16 protein-coding genes are annotated in these 18968 nt (G+C 73.7%); 8 read left to right on the plus strand and 8 right to left on the minus strand.

Annotation, left to right across the window (positions count from 1 at the left end):
• Nucleotides 1–50 precede the first annotated feature (50 nt).
• The 4 genes from ACFZBB_RS01425 to ACFZBB_RS01440 all read right to left on the minus strand — a co-directional run bounded on the left by ACFZBB_RS01425 (nt 51) and on the right by ACFZBB_RS01440 (nt 4602).
• The gene (locus ACFZBB_RS01425) at nt 51–1313 is read right to left on the minus strand and encodes an FAD-dependent oxidoreductase (protein WP_391116644.1); all 1263 of its coding nucleotides are present in this window, start codon (nt 1311–1313) and stop codon (nt 51–53) included.
• Between the two features lie 335 nt (nt 1314–1648).
• Nucleotides 1649–2980 carry a deoxyguanosinetriphosphate triphosphohydrolase gene (locus tag ACFZBB_RS01430; protein ID WP_391116646.1) on the minus strand — a complete coding sequence of 444 codons (1332 nt, stop codon included), beginning with the start codon at nt 2978–2980 and terminating at the stop codon, nt 1649–1651.
• A 48-nt stretch (nt 2981–3028) separates the two neighbouring features.
• On the minus strand, nt 3029–3823 hold the full coding sequence (locus ACFZBB_RS01435) for a CbiX/SirB N-terminal domain-containing protein (RefSeq protein ID WP_391116648.1): 795 nt from the start codon (nt 3821–3823) through the stop codon (nt 3029–3031).
• 347 nt (nt 3824–4170) lie between these two features.
• Nucleotides 4171–4602 (minus strand): gamma-glutamylcyclotransferase, encoded by a 432-nt coding sequence (locus tag ACFZBB_RS01440; RefSeq protein WP_391116650.1) that lies wholly within the window; start codon nt 4600–4602, stop codon nt 4171–4173.
• Nucleotides 4603–4742: 140 nt separating this feature from the next.
• On the opposite strand from ACFZBB_RS01440, the gene ACFZBB_RS01445 reads away from it, so the two are divergent.
• The 4 genes from ACFZBB_RS01445 to ACFZBB_RS01460 all read left to right on the plus strand — a co-directional run bounded on the left by ACFZBB_RS01445 (nt 4743) and on the right by ACFZBB_RS01460 (nt 8913).
• Nucleotides 4743–5468: an ElyC/SanA/YdcF family protein gene (locus ACFZBB_RS01445; RefSeq protein ID WP_391116652.1), complete on the plus strand. Its 726-nt coding sequence runs from the start codon at nt 4743–4745 to the stop codon at nt 5466–5468.
• A 203-nt stretch (nt 5469–5671) separates the two neighbouring features.
• On the plus strand, nt 5672–7708 hold the full coding sequence (locus ACFZBB_RS01450; protein ID WP_391117474.1) for a molybdopterin-dependent oxidoreductase: 2037 nt from the start codon (nt 5672–5674) through the stop codon (nt 7706–7708).
• Nucleotides 7709–7771: 63 nt separating this feature from the next.
• Complete coding sequence (locus ACFZBB_RS01455) at nt 7772–8407, plus strand: FCD domain-containing protein (RefSeq protein ID WP_391116654.1); 636 nt, start codon at nt 7772–7774, stop codon at nt 8405–8407.
• A gap of 23 nt (nt 8408–8430) precedes the next feature.
• Nucleotides 8431–8913 (plus strand): OsmC family protein, encoded by a 483-nt coding sequence (locus ACFZBB_RS01460; RefSeq protein ID WP_391116656.1) that lies wholly within the window; start codon nt 8431–8433, stop codon nt 8911–8913.
• Nucleotides 8914–8921: 8 nt separating this feature from the next.
• On the opposite strand, the gene ACFZBB_RS01465 is transcribed toward ACFZBB_RS01460, so the two are convergent.
• On the minus strand, nt 8922–9638 hold the full coding sequence (locus tag ACFZBB_RS01465) for a hypothetical protein (protein WP_391116658.1): 717 nt from the start codon (nt 9636–9638) through the stop codon (nt 8922–8924).
• Nucleotides 9639–9878: 240 nt separating this feature from the next.
• Here ACFZBB_RS01465 and ACFZBB_RS01470 point away from each other — a divergent pair, with 240 nt between their 5' ends.
• Both ACFZBB_RS01470 and ACFZBB_RS01475 read left to right on the plus strand, forming a co-directional pair.
• On the plus strand, nt 9879–10988 hold the full coding sequence (locus ACFZBB_RS01470) for a substrate-binding domain-containing protein (protein ID WP_391116660.1): 1110 nt from the start codon (nt 9879–9881) through the stop codon (nt 10986–10988).
• Nucleotides 10989–11302: 314 nt separating this feature from the next.
• Nucleotides 11303–12745 (plus strand): endo-1,4-beta-xylanase, encoded by a 1443-nt coding sequence (locus ACFZBB_RS01475; RefSeq protein ID WP_391116662.1) that lies wholly within the window; start codon nt 11303–11305, stop codon nt 12743–12745.
• A gap of 19 nt (nt 12746–12764) precedes the next feature.
• Here the strand turns inward: ACFZBB_RS01475 and nirD are convergent, their stop codons facing one another.
• From nirD to ACFZBB_RS01490, 3 genes are read right to left on the minus strand one after another with little or no spacing between them, the layout of a single operon-like run.
• Complete coding sequence (nirD, locus tag ACFZBB_RS01480) at nt 12765–13109, minus strand: nitrite reductase small subunit NirD (protein ID WP_391116664.1); 345 nt, start codon at nt 13107–13109, stop codon at nt 12765–12767.
• Complete coding sequence (gene nirB / locus ACFZBB_RS01485) at nt 13106–15709, minus strand: nitrite reductase large subunit NirB (RefSeq protein WP_391116666.1); 2604 nt, start codon at nt 15707–15709, stop codon at nt 13106–13108. The genes nirD and nirB overlap by 4 nt, the downstream gene beginning before the upstream one ends.
• 2 nt (nt 15710–15711) lie before the next feature.
• Complete coding sequence (locus ACFZBB_RS01490) at nt 15712–17112, minus strand: FAD-dependent oxidoreductase (RefSeq protein ID WP_391116668.1); 1401 nt, start codon at nt 17110–17112, stop codon at nt 15712–15714.
• Between the two features lie 191 nt (nt 17113–17303).
• Here ACFZBB_RS01490 and ACFZBB_RS01495 point away from each other — a divergent pair, with 191 nt between their 5' ends.
• Both ACFZBB_RS01495 and ACFZBB_RS01500 read left to right on the plus strand, forming a co-directional pair.
• A complete protein-coding gene (locus ACFZBB_RS01495; protein ID WP_391116670.1) occupies nt 17304–17912 on the plus strand; it encodes an isochorismatase family protein in 609 nt (202 codons plus the stop codon).
• Nucleotides 17909–18835 (plus strand): DJ-1/PfpI family protein, encoded by a 927-nt coding sequence (locus tag ACFZBB_RS01500; protein WP_391116672.1) that lies wholly within the window; start codon nt 17909–17911, stop codon nt 18833–18835. The genes ACFZBB_RS01495 and ACFZBB_RS01500 overlap by 4 nt, the downstream gene beginning before the upstream one ends.
• The last annotated feature ends 133 nt before the right edge of the window (nt 18836–18968 follow it).

The following is an 18968-nucleotide window of genomic DNA, read 5'->3' on the forward strand; positions in this document are numbered from 1 at the left end:
GGGGTGTCCCTTCCTGGTCGGTCCGGCCGGTCCAGGAAGAAAGCTCCTGGTCAGTCCAGGAACGAGGTTAGTGGCACCGTCGGATCGGACAGCCGCTCGGGGTCGACCGCGCGGCCGGAGCGGATGAGCTGCTGGATCGGCTCGGTGACGTCCCACACATTGACGTTCATCCCCGCCAGCACCCGCCCCTCGTTCAGCCAGAAGGCGATGAACTGCCGCTTGCCCACATCGCCGCGGCACACCACCTGGTCGTACGAGCCGGGCGCCGCGTTCCCCGAGAACTCCATGCCCAGGTCGTACTGGTCGGAGAAGAAGTACGGAACCCGGTCGTACGACACCGGGCGGCCGAGCATGGCGCGGGCCGCGGCGGGGCCGCCGTTCAGCGCGTTCGCCCAGTGCTCGACGCGCAACCGGCCGCCGAGCAGCGGGTGTTCGGCGTTGGCGACGTCGCCCGCGGCGAAGATGTCGGGGTTCGAGGTGCGCAGGGAGGCGTCCACGGCGATGCCGCCGCCCTCGGCCGGGTCGACCAGGTCGAGTCCCGCGCTCTCGGCCAGCGCGGTGCGCGGCGCGGCGCCGATCGCGGCGAGCACGTCGTGTGCCGGGTGCTCCTCGCCGTCGTCGGTGAGGGCGGCGAGCACCATGCCGTCCTGGCCGGTGATCTCGGTGAGCCGGGCGCCGAAGTGGAAGCGGACGCCGTGCTCGGCGTGCAGGTCGGTGAAGACCGCGCCCAGTTCGGGGCCGAGCACCGAGTGCAGCGGGGTCGGCGCGGACTCCACGACGGTGACCTCGGCGCCGTAGCCGCGGGCCGCGGCGGCGACCTCCAGGCCGATCCAGCCCGCGCCCGCCACCACCAGGTGGCCGTTCTCCCGGCCGAGGCTGGTCAGCACGTGCTTGAGCCGGTCGGCGTGCGCGAGCCTGCGCAGGTGGTGCACCCCGGCCAGGTCGGTGCCCGGGATGTCCAGGCGGCGCGGCTCGGAGCCGGTGGCGAGCAGCAACTTGTCGTACATCAGGGTCGTGCCGTCGCCGAGGCGAACGAATTTGGCGGCCGGGTCCAGGTGCACGACCGGCTGGCCCAGGTGCAGCTCGATGTCGTGCTCGGCGTACCAGGCGGTGTTCTGCACGAAGACCGAGTCGCGCTCGTCGGCGCCGGTCAGGTAGCCCTTGGACAGAGGCGGGCGTTCATAGGGGTGGTCGCGCTCGTCGCCGATCAGTATCACCCGGCCGGTGAAACCCTCGGCCCGGAGCGTCTCGGCCGCCTTCGCCCCGGCGAGCCCTGCTCCGACGATCACGAAGGTTTCGTGTGCGTCCACCACGGTGGCCCTCCAGGCGGGTCGGCGATCGGTACGTGTGCGAGCGTACGTGTACGCGTCGTGCGGTGCTGCGTGCGTGGTGCTTGTGCGTGGTGCTTGTGCGTTCTGTTCGTGCGTCGTGCGTCGTGCGGTGCGTCTGAAGGCGCGTCGTGCTCGTGGGTCCTGCTTGTACGTCCTGCCTGTGCGTCCTGCCTGTGCGTACATACGAGCGTCCCGCACGTCAGGGCCGTCCGGAAGAGCGCCGCGCCGTCCTTCCCCTCGTGTTTCTTCTGCCCAGTGGGCATCCGGCCATATGCCGGGCGGGTATCCCGGCGTACCGGACGCCCCGTTTCCGGCGGTTACGCGTGCAGCCGGGCGTGCAGGGCGGTGGCCGCCGCGTCCGTGAGGGAGGCGATCTGGTCGACGACGGCGCGGCGGCGGGCGCGGTCGTCGGGGGCGGCGTCGAAGATCCCGCGGAACTGCGGGTCAAGGCCCTCAGGGGCCCGCTCCAGCAGCCGCTGCGCCAGCTCGCCGATCACCACGCGCTGCTCGGCCCGGCGCTTGGCCTGCGCGGCGCGCTGCATGACGTACCGGTCGGCGACCGCCTTGAGAACGGCGCATTCGAGCCGCTGCTCGCGTGGCACGACGAGCTCCGCGCGGTAGCGGGTGAGGCGGCCGGTGCCGTAGCGCTCGCGGGTGGCGCTCTCGGCCGCCAGGCAGAAGCGGCCGATGAGCTGGGAGGCGGCGTCCTTGAGCCGCGCCTGGGCGAGCGCGGTGCCGTCGTAGCCGTGCGGCCACCAGGGTTGGTCGAGCAGCCGGTCGAGTGCCGCGGCCAGCTCGGCCGGATCGGTGCCGGGCGGCACATAGCGGGCGGCGGCGCAGCCGAACACCTCGGCGCGCTCGGCGGCGGAGGTCAGCGCGCCGGGGTCGATGTGCCCGGCCTGGAGGCCGTCCTCCACGTCGTGCACCGAGTACGCGACGTCGTCGGCCCAGTCCATGACCTGCGCCTCGAAGCACTGACGGCCGTCGGGCGCGTCCTTCCGCAGCCAGCCGAAGACCGGGAGGTCGTCCTCGTACGCACCGAATTTGGGGCTGCCGGGCGTGGTGGGGTGGCCGCCGCGCGCCCACGGGTACTTGGTCGCCGCGTCCAGCGCGGCGCGGGTGAGATTGAGGCCGACGCTGACCAGCGTGTCGCCCGCCGGGTCCGGCACGAATTTCTTCGGCTCGATCCGGGTCAGCAGCCGCAGGCTCTGCGCGTTGCCCTCGAACCCCCCGCAGTCCTCGGCGAATTCGGCCAGCACCAGCTCGCCGTTGTGCCCGAACGGCGGGTGCCCGAGGTCGTGCGCCAGGCACGCCGTCTCCACCAGGTCGGGGTCGCAGCCGAGCGCCGCGCCCAGTTCCCTGCCGACCTGCGCGCACTCCAGCGAGTGCGTCAGCCGGGTGCGCGGGCTGGTGTCGATCACCGCCGCGCTGTTGACGCCCGGGTCCACGACCTGCGTCTTCCCGGCCAGCCTGCGCAGCGCCGCCGAGTGCAGCACCCGCGCCCGGTCGCGCTGGAACGCCGTACGGCCCGGCCTCTTGTCCGGTTCCGTGACATACCGCTCCATATCGGCCTCGCCGTAGGGCCCGTACCGCTCGTACGGGCCCAGGTGCGCGGATGCCGCCCGCTGTGACCGGTCCTTCTCTTCCATACCCGTGACGGTAACCGGCCCCGGTGACCGGCGGCGTACGCGCGGGTGTCAGACCGGGCGCGCGACCGGCGGCCGGGCCGCCGGGGCCCGCGGTGACCTGCCCCGACGGCGGGCGTCGGCGCGCAGGAGCGTTTCGTCGTACCGAAGGGCTTCGTCGTACCGGTGCAGTACGAGTTCGGCCATCGCGTCGTGCGCGCCGAGCGGGGCCGCGGCGATCCAGGGCGCGGCGGCCGAGGTCTGCGCGGCGAAGCGGCCGGGTGCGGTGAAGTACGAGGCGACCGCGATCCGGCGGTGGCCGCGGGCGGTGAGCGCGGCCACGGCCTCGGCGACGGTCGGCGCGGCGGCGGAGGCGTACGCGGGCAGCACGGGCACCCCGCCGAGGCGCACGCCGAGCAGCGCTGCGGTGCGGGCGGTGTCGGCCGCCGAGTCGGGGTCGCGGGAACCGGCGGCGGCGAGGACGACGGCGGGGCCGCCGGGGCCGGTGTCCGGCGCGGCGGGCCAGCCCGCCTCCGTCAGGCGCGCGTGCAGGGCCGTCGCGAGCAGGCGGTGCGGGCCGAGGGGCGCGGCGATCAGGCCGCGCAGATGGGTCGCTCCCGCCAGGGCGCGCGGGAGGTCGTGCTTGACGTGGTAGCCGCGGCCGAGGAGCAGCGGGACGAGGACGGCGTCGCCGCGCAGTGCGGCGAGGGCGTCGGGGAGCAGCGGCTCGTTCAGCTCGATGTGGCCGAGCCGCACGTCGAGGCCCGGCCGCCGGGCCCGTACCCGCTCCAGCAGTTCCCGTACGGCGCGCGGCGCGCGCGGGTCCCGGCTGCCGTGGGCGACGGCCAGCAGCGCCGGTCGGCGCACCGGCGGCGGCTTCCAGGGAACGAACCGTGCGGGGGAGCCTTCGTACGTCAGCTCACCGCGATCCCCCTCTTTTTGCCGCCCTTCCGCCTCCGGGCGCTTGGACCCGGTGTGGGGGCACCCCCGGACGGAGTCTGGGGGAAGTCGATCGTGCTCGCTCCCTCGTTCCTCGGTCACTGTGCGCGTTCTCCTTTTCAACACCGGCGCGCCCTTCGGCTCCACGGCTACCGGCGAACCCGCCTGCGCATGCATGGGGCAGGGCTCCGGTGTGCGGCCGGCTCATGGCGTGATCCTGACGTGCCTGGGTTGCCTCGTCGTTCGCGCGGGCGCAACAGCCGGTTTCGGTGCTCTCACCCGGCCGCGGGTCCGCTGTGAGGCCACCGGCCGCCGGAGACCCGCTCGCCGGAGAGCAGCAGCTCACGGGCGGTGCGGTCGGCCGCGAAGTACACCCAGGCGGGGGTCGGTCCGCCCGCCGTGCGCACGTGCGTCCGGCGGCGCTCGTAGAGGTTGGCGGGGGCGCCCGGCGCGTACTCCTCCAGCCGGTCGAGGTCGGCGAGGACGTCCGCGTACGCCTCGGGGCCGACCGCCGTCAGCGCCCCGTGGACGACGCCCTCGCCCGCCGGGTCGGGGACGGCGTACGGGTAGCCGGGGCCGTGGAAGAGCAGCGCGCCGGGCAGTTCGGCCGGTGTCCAGGTCAGGGCCCGGCCGCGCAGCACGCCGTGGTTGCGCCCGCCGGGCAGCAGCGTGCCGTAGAGGAAGAAGGGGAGGCGGGGGTCGGTCACGCGGGCGCTCCGGGGGCGTTGTCAGTGGTGGGTTCTACTGTGATCCATAACGCAACCGGGCGGGGGTGTCCGGCGTCGGTCACGGAGGGGGCACGGGTCGGCGAGGGGCGGGTGCGATGGCGGGTCAGGGGGTGGACGGTATGACGTGGGCGCGGACGTGGGGGGCGCGGGTCCGGGGGTGGAAGCCGTCATGGGTGCGGTTGCCGCGCACGCGGCGGGGGTGGCGGCGGCTGCTGCGGTGGAGCGTGGCCGTGTGCGTGCTGGCGCTGCTGCCCGCGACGTGGCTGCGGCTGGCCGACGGCGGGCGCGTCCGCACGCTGGCCGACGTGCCGAAGGAGCCGGTGGCCGTGGTCTTCGGCGCCGGGCTCTGGGACGGGAAGCCGTCGCCGTATCTGGCGCACCGGCTGGACGCGGCGGCGACGCTGTACCGGACGGGCCGGATACGCGTGGTGCTGGTCACCGGCGACAACAGCCGTACGTCGTACAACGAGCCGGGTGCCATGCGCACCTACCTGGCCGCGCACGGCGTGCCCGCAGACAAGGTCGTCCTGGACTACGCGGGCTTCGACACCTGGGACTCGTGCAGCCGCGCCAAGCGCGTCTTCGGGATCGACCGGGCCGTCCTGGTCAGCCAGGACTTCCACATACGCAGGGCCCTGGCGCTCTGCGAGGCCGCCGGGATCGACGCCTACGGAATAGGGGTCGACGAGCCGCACGACGCCACCTGGTACGCGGGCGGCGTACGGGAGTTGCTGGCCGCGGGCAAGGCGGCGGCGGACGTGGTGGTACGCCCGAACCCGCACTTCCTGGGGCCGCGCGAGCCGGGGGTCGCACGGGCCCTCACAGCGGGTGGGGCCGTGCGCTGAGGTGAGTGTGGCCGGGGCGTAACGGCCGCGGGCGGCGGGAGGAAACACGGGCCGCGCAGGGTGGCCGGATGAGCATTCCAGTACGTGGCGCGGGGGATTCGGCCGGGGCTGTCTCCGTGCACGGGGCCGGTGGCGAGGCCGGGGCCGGGGCCGTTTCCGGTGGGGTCGACACGCACTGTCCGTACTGCGCGTTGCAGTGCGGGATGACGTTGCGGGCGGGGGCGGACGGGCCGGAGGTGGTGGAGCGGACGGCGTTCCCGGTGAACCGGGGGGCGTTGTGCGGCAAGGGCCGCACCTCGACCGAGGTGCTGTCCACGGCGGTGCGGCTGACCGGGCCGCTGGTACGGGGCGCGGACGGCGAGTTGGCGCCCGCGAGCTGGGAGGAGGCGCTGGACCGGGTCGCGGCCGGGCTGCTGCGGGTCCGGGCGGAGCACGGGCGGGACGCCGTGGGGGTGTTCGGCGGGGGCGGGCTGACCAACGAGAAGGCGTACGCGCTCGGGAAGTTCGCCCGGGTGGTGCTGCGCACCTCGCAGATCGACTACAACGGCCGGTTCTGCATGTCGTCGGCGGCGGTCGCGCACCAGCGGGCGTTCGGCCTGGACCGGGGGCTGCCGTTCCCGCTGGCGGACGTGTCCGCGACCGGGTGCGTGATCCTCGTCGGCTCCAACCTGGCCGACACGATGCCGCCCGCGCTGCGCTACCTGACCGAGCTGAGGCGGAACGGCGGGACGCTGATCGTCGTGGACCCGCGCCGCACCAGGACCGCGGAACAGGCCGATCTGCACCTCCAGCCGCGGCCCGGCACGGATCTGGCGCTGGCGCTCGGCCTGCTGCACCTGGTGGTCGCCGAGGGACGGCTGGACACCGGCTTCATCGCCGGGCGGACCGCGGGCTGGGAGCGGACGCTGCCCGGGGTGATGGCGCACTGGCCCGAGCTGGTGGAGCGGATCACCGGAGTGCCGGTGCCTCAACTGCGGCGCGCGGTCGCGCTGTTCTGCGACGCGCCGGAGTCGATGGTGCTGACCGCGCGCGGCCCCGAGCAGCAGGCCAAGGGCACCGACACCGTCAGCGCCTGGATCAATCTGTGCCTGGCGACCGGCCGGGCGGGCCGCCCGCTGTCCGGTTACGGCTGTCTGACCGGGCAGGGCAACGGCCAGGGCGGGCGCGAGCACGGCCAGAAGGCCGACCAGCTCCCCGGTTACCGCAAGCTGGACGACCCGGCCGCGCGCGCCCACGTCGCCGCCGTCTGGGGCGTCGACCCCGACGACCTGCCGGGACCCGGCCGCAGCGCGTACGAACTGCTCGACGCCCTCGGCCGTGACGTGCACGCGCTGCTACTCATGGGCTCCAACCCGGTGGTGTCCGCGCCGCGCGCCCGGCACGTCGAGGAGCGGATCGCCGCGCTGGACTTCCTCGCGGTCTGCGACGTGGTGCTCTCCGAGACGGCCGCGCTGGCGGACGTGGTGCTGCCGGTCACGCAGTGGGCGGAGGAGACCGGGACCACCACCAATCTGGAGGGCAGGGTGCTCCTGCGCCGCAAAGCGGTCGACCCGCCACCGGGGGTACGGAGCGACCTGGAGGTGCTGGGCGCGCTCGCCGGCCGGCTGGGCCGCGAGGAGGGTTTCCCCGCCGACCCGGAGGAGGTATTCGAGGAGTTGCGGCGGGCCTCCGCGGGCGGCCCGGCCGACTATTCGGGCATCAGCTACCGGCGCATCGTCGCGGAGGACGGCGTCTTCTGGCCGTGCCCGCGGAACGGCGCGGAGCGTACGGAGACGGGTGAACCGGCGGGCACGCCACGGCTGTTCCTCGACCGGTTCGCGACGCCGGACGGGCGGGCCCGGTTCACGCCCGTGGAGCACCGGCCCTCGGCGGAGGAGCCGACGCCGGACTATCCGTACTACCTGACCACCGGACGGGTGCTCGCGCAGTACCAGTCGGGTGCGCAGACCCGGCGGGTGCGGGAGCTGAACGCGGCGGCGCCGGGACCCTTCGTGCAGCTCCATCCGCGGCTCGCGGCCCGGCTCGGCGTCGGCGAGGGCGAGCCGCTCGCGGTCACCAGCCGCCGCGGCCGGGCCGTCGCGCCCGCCCGCCTCTCCCCCGCGATCCGGCCCGACACCGTCTTCATGCCCTTCCACTGGCCGGGCGAGGGCCGGGCCAACACGCTGACCAATCCGGCACTGGACCCGGCGTCGCGGATGCCGGAGTTCAAGGTGTGCGCGGTGCGGGTGGAGCGGGCCTGAGCCGTACGCCCCGGCCTTCTGCATCCATTGCATGCAATGCATGCGGAAGCTAGCCTCGGCCGTGTGCAGCAGACCGATTCCGCCCGCGCGCGGCTGCGTGACCTGATCCTGGACGGCGCCTACGCGCCGGGCCAGCGGCTCACCGAGACCGAGGTCGCGCTGTCGCTGGAGATGAGCAGGACGCCGGTGCGCGAGGCGTTCCGCGCGCTGGTCGCCGAGGGGCTGGTCCACTCGGCTGGGCGCGGTGTGCGGGTGGTCGCGCTCGACACGGAGGCGCTGCGCCACGCCTACCAGGTGCGGGCCGCTCTGGAGGCGCTCACCGCCGAGCTGGCCGCCCGGCGCCAGGCCGAGGGCCGGATCGCCCCCGCCGACCTGGCCGAGCTGGTCCGCGAGGCGGACCGTACGGAAGAGGCCACGCTGGCCGGGCGGCTCGCCGAGGCCGTCACCCACAACCGCCGCTTCCACGGCCGGATCGCCGTACTCGCCGCCAACCCCGTGGCGCTCGCCTCGCTCGACCGGCTGTGGGACCAGATCCTCGTCTCCACCCGTGCCTCCCTCGACCCGCCCCACCGGCCCGCCCAGGTCAACGCCCAGCACCGGGAGTTGCTGGCCGCGATCACCGGGGGCCGGGCGCGCGAGGCGGCCGAGGCGGCCCGCCGCCACGTCCTGGACACCTGCGGCGCCCGATTCACCGACTGAGCGACCCGAAGGGACATCGAGCCATGCCGTCAGCCCGTCAGCACTCCTACGAGACCGAGGTCGTCTGGACCGGCAACCGCGGCACGGGCACCAGCTCCTACCGCGACTACGACCGTACGCACGAGGTCACCGCGGCCGGACTCCCCGCCATCTGCGGCTCCGCCGACCGCGCCTTCCGCGGTGACGCCGACCGCTGGAACCCCGAGCAGCTGCTCCTCGCCGCGCTCTCCCAGTGCCACCTGCTGTCGTACCTCCACGTCTGCGCCGTCAACGGCGTGGTCGTCACCGGCTACATCGACCACGCGACCGGCACGATGCGGGAGACCGGCGACGGCGGCGGCCACTTCACCGAAGCCGTGCTCCGGCCCGCCGTCGAGGTCGCCTCCCCCGCGATGGCCGCCGCCGCCCAGGCCCTCCACGAGGAGGCCCAACGGCTGTGCTTCATCGCCAACTCGGTGAACTTTCCGGTGCGGCACGAGACGTCGGTGACGGTCTCGGCCCCGTGAGCGTCCGGTTACGCGCCCGGTGCGGTGCCGGGTGCGGTCTCGGGTACGGTCTCGGGGTCGTCCCCGTCCGCTTCGGCGTCGCCGACCGTCAGCCTCGTCGTGGCGTAGCTGTAGCCGTCCTCGTCCTCGGGGTCCTCGTCCTGCGGCCACAGGCGGACCGCCCGGCCGCCCGCCGCCCGGATCGCCGCGCCGTCCAGCTCCACCGACGCTTCACGCACCCCGGCGTCGAGCCACGAGGCGAAGACGGTCACCGGGCCGTCCGGCGGCAGCGGATACGTCCAGAAGCTCGCCTCCCATGTCAGACCGCTGCCGCCGCCGCCCTGGCTGATCAGGCGGATCGCCTCCGTGTCGTCGTCGCCCGGCCAGGGCACCGGCATGCCGCCCTGCGTCGCGACGCGTCGGCCGTCCGCGTACCGCAGGCCGAGCCGCAGATTGCTCTGCGGCTCGTGCGGACGCAGGGGGTTGGACCGGCCGTCGAGGGGATTGCCCAGCCAGGCACCGTTGGCCGGGGCCCTTCGCAGGACCGCGCGCAGATGGAACACGAAGCCGTTGGGGTACGCCCGCAGCCCGCCGATCCAGACCGCCGCCCGGTCCGAGCGCAGCAGCACCACGTCACCCGGCACCGACGCGGGAAGCACGTAGACGGGCTGTTCCCACGAGGGACGCGGCCGGGGCTCCGGCTCCTGCGGTGTCGGCGGTTCTGGCACGTCCTGGAAGAAGCTCATCCCGTCACCGTCGCACCCTCCCTCCCCCGGCCGCCCGCCCGGAATCGGCCATGCCACGCCCGTTTCCGGCCGCCCGGGCGTCACGGCTGACCGTACGGTCCCCCGCGCCCCGAGGGGCACAGGTAACCGGTGACGGACGACACCGGAGAATGATTCGAGTTAGTTGCCGATTGTTGCCGGGAAAACAGGGGGCACCCCGGGGTCGGACGGATGGGGCGGCGGCGGGCTACGATCGCAGGCATGAGCGCCGCAGACGTACCGTCCAGGACAGCCGACCAGCCCGACACGCCGTCGAACGGCGCGGCGGGAGCGGCGGGCCGCGCGAGCGCGGGCGGAACCGCGGGCGGCAGCGCCGGCGCGGCCACCCTCGCCGAGATCGCCCGAGCCGCGGGCGTCTCGGCTCCGACTGTTTCGAAGGTGCTCAACGGCCGCGGCGATGTCGCGCCCGCCACGCGGAGCAGGGTGGAGGAGCTGCTGCGCCTCCACGGCTACCAGCGGCGGCGCGGCAACGCGCAGCCCGCGCCGCTGCTCGACCTGGTCTTCCACGAGCTGGAGAGCGCGTGGGCGATGGAGGTCATCCGGGGCGTGGAGAACGTGGCGCGGGTCGAGGGCCTGAGCGTGGTGCTCTCGGAGTCGGCGGGTCGCCTGAGCCCCGGCCAGACGTGGGTGGACGGGGTGCTGGCCCGGCGTCCGACCGGCGTCATCCTCGTGCTGTCCGGGCTCGACCCGGCCCAGCGGGCGCAGCTCACCAGCCGGGACATCCCGTTCGTGGTGATGGACCCGGCGGGCGACCCCGGCGAGGACGTGCCCGCGATCGGGGCGACCAACTGGCAGGGCGGGGTGGCCGCCACCCGGCACCTGCTGGAGCTGGGGCACCGGCGGATCGGTGTGATCGGCGGCCCGGCGGGGATGATGTGCAGCCGGGCCAGGATCGACGGGTACCGCGCCGCACTGGAGACCGCGGGGGTCGCCTTCGACCCTGCGCTGGTCAGGGCGGGCGACTTCCACCACGAGGCCGGTTACACCGCGGGGCTCGAACTGCTGCGGCTGCCGGAGCGGCCCACCGCCGTCTTCACCGGCAACGACCTCCAGGCGCTCGGCCTGTACGAGGCGGCGCGCGAGCTGGGGCTGAGCATTCCGGGCGACGTGAGCGTGATCGGCTTCGACGACCTGCCGCTGTCGCGCTGGATCAGCCCGCCGCTGACCACGGTCAGGCAGCCGCTGACCGAGATGGCGGAGGCCGCCGCCCGGCTGGTGCTCGACCTGAGTCGCGGCAAGCAGCCGAGCACTCTGCGGGTGGACCTGGCGACCCGGCTGGTCGAGCGCAGCAGCACCCGGCCCCCCGCCTAGGCGTCCTCGCGCGCCCGCACACTCACACACCCGCGCGCCGCGCACCCGCACGCCGCGCACCCGCACGTCCGCACGTCCGCACGTCCGCACGTCCGCACGTCCGCACGCCGAGGCGTACGCGCACCGCCCCCGTCCGAAGTGCGGTGATTGCCGGGGGTGTTGACGGCCGGGTGGGGTGCCCGTAGGGTCTGCGCCGCAGTCGGAATTCGTATCGAAACATTCGATGCGTTCCTCCCTCGTCCCACGCGCATCGCTCGCAACCACGCGTACCGAACTGCCTGCTCCAATCCCCCACTTGGAAGAGGTATTCACACATGTTCTCCAAGCGAGCCCTCAGATCCGCCATCGGCGGATCCGGCGCGGCGCTGCTGGCGGCGACAGCGGCGCTGATCGCCGTCACCGTGCCGTCGGCGCACGCCGCGGACCCGCCGCTGCGCGATCTGGCCGCGGCCAAGGGCATCTACATGGGCACCGCCCTGACCGCGAGCGAGGCCACGGGGGCCAGCGGGCCCATCGCGGGCGCCCAGTTCGGCATGGTCACTCCCGGCAACGAGATGAAGTGGGACACCGTCGAGCCGAGCCGCGGCACGTACAACTGGGCGCCGGGCGACTCGATCGTCAACTTCGCGCAGGCGCACAACATGCAGGTCCGCGGCCACAATCTGGTGTGGCACAGCCAGCTCCCCAACTGGCTGACCTCCGGCAGCTTCAGCAACACCGAGCTGCACAACATCCTGATCAAGCACGTCACCGACGAGGCCACGCACTACAAGGGCAAGGTCGTCCACTGGGACGTGGTCAACGAGCCGTTCAACGAGGACGGCACCTTCCGCCAGGACCTCTGGTACAACCAGCTCGGCTCGTCGTACATCGCGGACGCGTTCACGGCCGCCCGCGCCGCCGACCCGGGCGCCAAGCTCTACCTCAACGACTACAACGTCGAGGGCACGGGCCCCAAGAGCGACGGCATGTACAACCTGGTCAAGTCGCTGAAGCAGCAGGGCGTTCCGATCGACGGCGTCGGCTTCCAGGCACACCTGATCCTCGGTCAGGTCCCGTCGACCTTCAAGGCCAACCTCCAGCGCTTCGCCGACCTCGGCGTGGACGTGGCCATCACCGAGCTGGACATCCGGATGCAGACCCCGTCGGACGCCGCCAGGCTCCAGCAGCAGGCCAATGACTACACCTCGGTGGTCAACGCCTGCCTGGGCGTGTCGCGTTGTGTGGGCATCACGGTGTGGGGCGTCTCCGACGCGACCTCGTGGATCCCGGGTGTCTTCCCCGGCCAGGGCGCGGCTCTGCTGTACGACGACAACTACCAGCCCAAGCCCGCCTACACCGCGGTCCGTACGGCGCTCGGCGGCAGCACGACCACCACACCGCCGACGACACCGCCCACCACGCCCCCGACCACTCCGCCCACCACACCGCCCGGCGGTGGCGGCTGCGCGGTGACGTACGGGGTCAACCAGTGGAACACCGGCTTCACCGCCAATCTGACGGTGAAGAACAACGGCTCCGCGCCGGTCAACGGCTGGACGCTGAAGTGGACCTTCGCGCCGGGCCAGACGGTCACGCAGGCGTGGAACGCGACGGTCACCCAGAGCGGCACCGCGGCGACGGCCACGAATCTGTCCTACAACGGGACGATCGCGGCGGGTGGGACGGTGGACTTCGGCTTCAACGCCAACTGGTCCGGCAGTAACCCGAAGCCGACCGGCTTCACTCTCAACGGCGCTGCCTGCACGGTGAGTTGATTGCCGGGCGAGCGGGCGGCTACTCCTCGACGACCGGATACACCGGCACCGCCACCGCGTCGTCGTCGAGACACCGCCCGCTCGCCAGGTCGAACCGCTGCTTGAGCAGCGGCGACGCCACGTAGGGGCGGCCGTCGAGCGAACCGGTCAGGCCGTGCGCGAGCACGCCGGCGCCGGTGAACGGGTCGACGTTGCCAATGGCGTGGAGCGCGCCGCCCCTGATCCGGAAGACCGCGGCCTGCGAGCCGTCGGGCAGCAGCACCGCCACCGCCCGCCCCGGCCCGACGAGTCCGGGCGCGCACACCGGCACCCAACCCCCGCCGAATCCGATCCGGACCATGGCCCGCGTCACGTGCGTGGTCATACGGTCACCGTCGCGGAGAGGGTCACCGGTACGGCGGCCGGGGCGGTCGCGGGCTCGGGCCTGATCTGGCCGCGCTCGGGGACGAAGCGGACCGTCGGGTCCGGGGTGTCCGGCGCGTTGACGAAGGACACGAACCGCCGCAGCCGTTCGGGGTCGTTGACGGTGTCGGCCCACTCGTCGCGGTAGTGCGCGACATGCGCGGCCATCAGCGCCTCCAGCGAGTCGCAGATGCCCAGCGAGTCATGGACGACCACCTCGCGTACGTGGTCCAGGCCGCCCTCGATCCGCCCCAACCACACGCTGGTGCGCTCCAGCCGGTCGGCGGTGCGCACGTAGAACATCAGGAACCGGTCGATGAGCCGCACGAGTTCGGCGTCCGAGAGGTCCTGCGCGAGCAGGTCCGCGTGGCGCGGGGTGGCGCCGCCGTTGCCGCCGACGTAGAGATTCCAGCCGCTCGCCGTGGCGATCACCCCGAAGTCCTTGCTCCGCGCCTCCGCGCACTCGCGCGCGCAGCCGGACACCGCCGACTTGAGCTTGTGCGGCGCGCGCAGCCCGCGGTAGCGCAGCTCCAGGCCGATGGCCATCCGGACGCTGTCCCGCACGCCGAACCGGCACCAGGTCTCGCCGACGCAGGACTTCACCGTCCGCAGCGCCTTGCCGTAGGCGTGCCCCGACTCGAAGCCCGCGTCGACCAACCGGGTCCAGATCAAGGGCAGTTGCTCGATGCGCGCGCCGAAGAGGTCGATCCGCTGGCCGCCGGTGATCTTGGTGTAGAGGCCGAAGTCGCGGGCGACCTCACCGATCACGATCAGCTTCTCCGGGGTGATCTCGCCGCCGGGGATGCGCGGCACGATCGAATAGGAGCCGTTCTTCTGCATGTTGGCGAGGAAGCGGTCGTTGGTGTCCTGGATCGCGGCCTGTTCGCCGTCCAGGACGTGCACGGACGCGCCGATCGCCGGGGCGAGCGAGGCCAGCACCGAGGCGACGGCCGGCTTGCAGATTTCGCAGCCCTCGCCGCCTCTGGCCGTCTCGCGGCCGTGCCCGTCGAGCAGTTCACGGTAGGAGCCGATCCGCAGCGCGAGCACGATCTCGTACAGTTCGGCGCGGGTGTGCGCGAAGCAGCGGCACAGGCCCTTGTCGACGGCGACGCCGCCGGCCTCCAGCTCCGCGGTGACGAGCTGGCCGAGCACCTTCTCGCAACTGCCGCAGCCCGTACCGGCCTTGCTGCACTTCTTGACCTCGGCCACGGTCCCGCAGGCGTGTTCGGTGACCGCGCCCCTGATCACGCCCTTCGTGACGTTGTGGCAGCTACAGATCACCGCCTCGTCGGGCAACGCGCCGGGCCCGAGCCGGACAGGTGCTCCCGCGCCCGCGGGCAGCACCAGGTGCTCCGCCGCGACCGGCGGCACCGAGCCGGTCAGCGGGCGCAGGACGCCGTACGACTCCGCGTCGCCGACCAGGATTCCGCCGAGCAGCGTGCCGTCTGCGCCCATCACCAGCTTGCGGTAGACGCCGGAACGCGAGTCGGAGTAGAGGACGTCGAGGCAGCCGTCGGCGGTGCCGTGCGCGTCGCCGAAGCTCGCCACGTCCACGCCGAGCAGCTTCAGCTTGGTCGACAGGTCGGCGCCGGTGAAGGAGCCCGCGTCGCCCGCGATGGTCCGCGCGGCGGTCTCGGCCATCTCGTAGCCGGGCGCGACCAGTCCGTACACCCGGCCGTCCGCGGCCTGCGCGCACTCGCCGATCGCGTAGACCGCCGCGTCGGCGGTACGGCAGCGCTCGTCCACGACGACGCCGCCGCGTTCGCCGACCGGCAGCCCGCAGGAGCGGGCGAGGTCGTCGCGCGGTCTGACCCCGGCGGAGAACACCACCAGGTCGGCGACGAGCGCCGAACCGTCCGACAGCGCCATGGAGTTGACGCGCCCGTCGGGCCCGGTGCCGATCCGCTGAGTGCCGACGGCGGTGTGCACGGTCACGCCGAGCCCTTCGACGGTACGGCGCAGCGCCTCGCCGCCGCCGTCGTCCACCTGCACGGGCATCAGGCGGGGTGCGAACTCCACGACGTGCGTGGCGAGTCCGAGGCCCCTGAGCGCGCCCGCCGCCTCAAGGCCCAGCAGCCCGCCGCCGACGACCGCGCCGGTCACCGTCGTCGGGCGCTTCGCGTACGCCTCGATGGCCAACAGGTCCTCGATCGTGCGGTAGACGAAGCAGCCCTCGGCGTCCTTGCCGGGCACCGGTGGCACGAAGGGGTACGAGCCGGTGGCCAGGACGAGCGTGTCGTAGCGCACGGTCAGACCGGAACGGGCCGTCACCGTACGGGCGTTACGGTCCACGGCCACCGCCGGGTCGCCGACGCGCAGCTCGATGCCGTGCCGTTCCATGAAGCCGTCCTCGACCACGGACAGCTTCTCGGGGGTGGTGCCTTCGGAGAAGTACGAGGTCAGGTGGACGCGGTCGTACGCGGGGCGCGGTTCCTCGCAGAGGACGACGACGCGGTCGCGCGCGGTCACGCCCCGATCGGCCAGCGCCTCCAGGAACCGCTGGCCGACCATGCCGTGGCCGACGAGCACGATCGTCCGCTGCGTCGTAGGGTGTGCGGCCATGCTCAGTAACCTCCGTCGTCGGTGAGCAGATGGAGCAGTGGGGCGGAGGGCAGCGGCTCGTCGCCCTCCCAGACCCCGGCGACCGTGCCGACGGCGGCCAGGTCGCCCAGCAGAATTCCCCCGACCAGCCGGTCACCGCGCACAACGACCTTGCGGTAGGCGCCTGTTGTGGCGTCGGTCAGGCGCAGGACGTCGTCCCCCGGACCGGGCTCGGGGTCGCCGAACGCGGCGATGTCGAGGGGCGGGGCGGCGTCGAGGGGAGCCGCGCCGGAGTCGGGCGGACCGGGGGCGAGGGTGAGCCGGGTCAGGGCGCGGGTGCCGCCGTAACGGGGTGCGCCGCCGGCCGTATCGGTACGTATGTCGTCGGCGCGCGTCCCGGCCGTGGGCGCCAGCCGGTCCGTCCGCGGCCGCAGGTCAGTCCGCGCCTCGTACGCCAGCACCCGCGCCAGGACGTCCGCCTGGTCGCGGGCGGCGCCCGCGACGCCGTAGAGGACGCCGTCGTGCTGGGCGCAGTCGCCGATCGCGTGGACGGCGGGGTCCGAGGTGCGGAGCCGGTCGTCGACCACGACGCCCTGCTCGACGGTGATCCCGGCCGCGCGGGCGAGCCCGACGCGGGGGCGTACCCCGCAGGCCAGCACGACGAGTTCGGCGCCGAGGCAGTAGCCGTCGGAGAGTTCGACCGACCGCACGGCGCGGCGGCCGTCGGGCGTCCGCTGCGTGAGCAGACCGCGGACGCGGCACTCGGTGTGCACCTCGACGCCCTGGGCCTCCAGGTGGCGGCGGAGCAACGCGGATGCCGCGTCGTCCAAATGACGTTCCATCAGATATTCGCCCTGCTGGGCGACCACGACACGGGCGCCGCGCGCGGCGAGCGCCTGCGCGGCGGACACGCCCAGCAGCCCGCCGCCGACCACGACCACGCGGGTGCCGTGCCCGGCGGCCGACGCGAGCGCGAGGCAGTCGTCCATCGTGCGGAAGCAGCGCACACCGAGCGGGAGTTCGTCCGCGCCGTCCTCGAACAGGCCGCGCAGCGGCGGCAGTACGGAGTTGGAGCCGGTGGCGAGCACCAGCCGGTCGTACGGGAGCGACGTACCGTCGTCGCAGAGGACCCGCCGGGCGTCGCGGTCCAGCCGTACCGCCCGCCGGGGCGGCGTACGTATGCCCGCGGCCGGGAGCGTGATCCTCGCGGGCTCGTAGCGGCCCGCGAGCACCTCGGCGAGCAACACCCTGTTGTACGGCGGGTGCGGCTCCTCGCCGACGAGCGTGACCGTGACCGTACGGTCCGGCGTGTCCGTGTCCGCGTCCGTGTCCGCGTCCGTGTCCGCGCGCGCCTCCGCGTACGGTGCGAGCTGCTGTGCGAGGCGCGCCCCCGCCATTCCGCCGCCGACCACCACGATGTCCATGCCCCGAGGATGGGCGAGCGCTGTTTCCCGCCCGCATCCCCGCCATTACCCGTGGGGAACGCCCCCCTCATCCGGTGGCGGGCGGCACTGTGAGTCCGTACCGGCCGGCGCCCCACCGTGTGACCGGATCGTTCCGCAGCGGGGCATGATCGGGTCTACCCGCGGGCCCGCGCCGGAGGCACGATCGAGACATGGCTGACAACACGAACCCCGCGAGCGCGACCGCGCTCATCGTCATCGACGTCCAGGAGTCCTTCCGGCAGCGGGAGAGCTGGCAGGCCGCGTCCGACCCCGAGGTGGCCACGCAGGTCGCACGGCTGGTCGACTACGCCCGCGAGCAGGGGCACCCGGTGATCTGGGTGCTGCACTCCGAGCCCGGCTCGAACACGGTCTTCGACCCGGAGAGCGGCCATGTGCGGCTGATCGACGGGCTGACCCGCGCCGAGGGCGAGCCGCTGCTCACCAAGACCGCGCACAACGCCTTCACGACCACGAATCTCCAGCAGATCCTCACCGCGCGCGGCATCCGCTCGCTGATCACCTGCGGCATCCGCACCGAGCAGTGCGTGGAGACCACGACGCGGCTGGCCTCCGACCTCGGCTACGACGTCACCTTCGTGGTCGACGCGACCGCCACCGAGCCGATCGAGCACCGCGACGCGCCGGCGGGCCGCCCGCTCGCCGAGGTGCTGGCCGACCCGCGCACGCTGCTCCCGGCGGACATCATCGCGCGCACCGAGTACGCTCTCGCGGGCCGCTTCGCCACCGTCTCGACCGTCAAGGAGCTGACCGGATCGTGACCCGGGTCGTCTTCCTGCTCGTGCCCCACCTGCATCTGCTCGACCTCGCGGGTCCCGCCCAGGTGTTCTCGACGGCCGCCGACTACGGCCTCGGGTACCGGCTGGACTACGTCGCCGAGCGGGAAGACGTCCCGACCGCCCAGGGGGTCGCGCTGCGCGCTGCCACCGAGCCGCCCGCCCTGACGGCCGACGACCTGATCCTCGTACCGGGCTGGCGGTCCCGCACCCTGCACGAGAACGGCGCGCTCACGCCCGCGACCCTGGAGTGGCTGCGCGCGCACCACGCGGGCGGCGGCACCGTCGCCAGCGTGTGCGCGGGGGCGGACGCGCTCGGCCGGGCCGGGCTGCTCGACGGCCGCCGCTGCACCACCCACCACGACGTGCAGGACGAACTCGCCCGCGACTATCCGCGGGCCACCGTCGTACGCGACGTTCTCTACGTCGTGGACGACCGCGTCGTCAGCTCCGCCGGGATCGCCAGCGGCATCGACCTCGCGCTGCACCTGGTCGCCGTGCGGCACGGGCCGGGCGCCGCTGCCCGCGTCGCCCGGCAGATGGTCGTCTACGCCCGGCGCAACGGCGACGAACTCCAGACCAGCGCCATGCTCCGGCACCGCGGGCACCTCAGCGACGCCGTCCACCGCGCCCAGGATCTGATCGACGCCCGCTTCGCCCATCACCTCGCCCTCGCCGACCTCGCCGCCTCCACCGGCCTCAGCGAGCGCACCCTCACGCGGCGCTTCACCGCCTCCACCGGGCTCACGCCGCTCCGCTACCAACAAGAGCTGCGCATCGAGCGCGCCGAGCATCTCATCGGGCAGGGGGCCACGCTCGAAGCCGCCGCTCGCGCCGTCGGTTTCCAGGACGCCCGCATGCTCCGCCGCCTCCGCGCCCGCCGACGCCCGGACCTCGCCTCCGCGTGAGGCGATCCTCTACGGGCGCGGCCCCTGTCGCGTTCACCTCGCGCAAGGCTGGTACCCCGAAGGGGCGCGGAGAAGTGCTCGGCCAGCCCCCACGGGCCGGCGGTCCGGGAACAACCGAACTGCCCCGCTGGGG

Origin of the sequence: Streptomyces sp. NPDC008139, assembly GCF_042957025.1 — a bacterium.
Lineage (GTDB): Bacteria > Actinomycetota > Actinomycetes > Streptomycetales > Streptomycetaceae > Actinacidiphila.

What these genes read in the sequence shown, in the direction of transcription:
- ACFZBB_RS01430 (WP_391116646.1), bottom strand. Translation starts at nt 2,980, where the DNA reads ATGGAAGAGAAGGACCGGTCACAGCGGGCGGCATCCGCGCACCTGGGC.
- ACFZBB_RS01445 (WP_391116652.1), top strand. Translation starts at nt 4,743, where the DNA reads ATGACGTGGGCGCGGACGTGGGGGGCGCGGGTCCGGGGGTGGAAGCCG.
- ACFZBB_RS01450 (WP_391117474.1), top strand. Translation starts at nt 5,672, where the DNA reads ATGACGTTGCGGGCGGGGGCGGACGGGCCGGAGGTGGTGGAGCGGACG.
- ACFZBB_RS01460 (WP_391116656.1), top strand. Translation starts at nt 8,431, where the DNA reads ATGCCGTCAGCCCGTCAGCACTCCTACGAGACCGAGGTCGTCTGGACC.
- ACFZBB_RS01465 (WP_391116658.1), bottom strand. Translation starts at nt 9,638, where the DNA reads ATGAGCTTCTTCCAGGACGTGCCAGAACCGCCGACACCGCAGGAGCCG.
- ACFZBB_RS01470 (WP_391116660.1), top strand. Translation starts at nt 9,879, where the DNA reads ATGAGCGCCGCAGACGTACCGTCCAGGACAGCCGACCAGCCCGACACG.
- ACFZBB_RS01475 (WP_391116662.1), top strand. Translation starts at nt 11,303, where the DNA reads ATGTTCTCCAAGCGAGCCCTCAGATCCGCCATCGGCGGATCCGGCGCG.
- nirD (WP_391116664.1), bottom strand. Translation starts at nt 13,109, where the DNA reads ATGACCACGCACGTGACGCGGGCCATGGTCCGGATCGGATTCGGCGGG.
- nirB (WP_391116666.1), bottom strand. Translation starts at nt 15,709, where the DNA reads ATGGCCGCACACCCTACGACGCAGCGGACGATCGTGCTCGTCGGCCAC.
- ACFZBB_RS01490 (WP_391116668.1), bottom strand. Translation starts at nt 17,112, where the DNA reads ATGGACATCGTGGTGGTCGGCGGCGGAATGGCGGGGGCGCGCCTCGCA.
- ACFZBB_RS01495 (WP_391116670.1), top strand. Translation starts at nt 17,304, where the DNA reads ATGGCTGACAACACGAACCCCGCGAGCGCGACCGCGCTCATCGTCATC.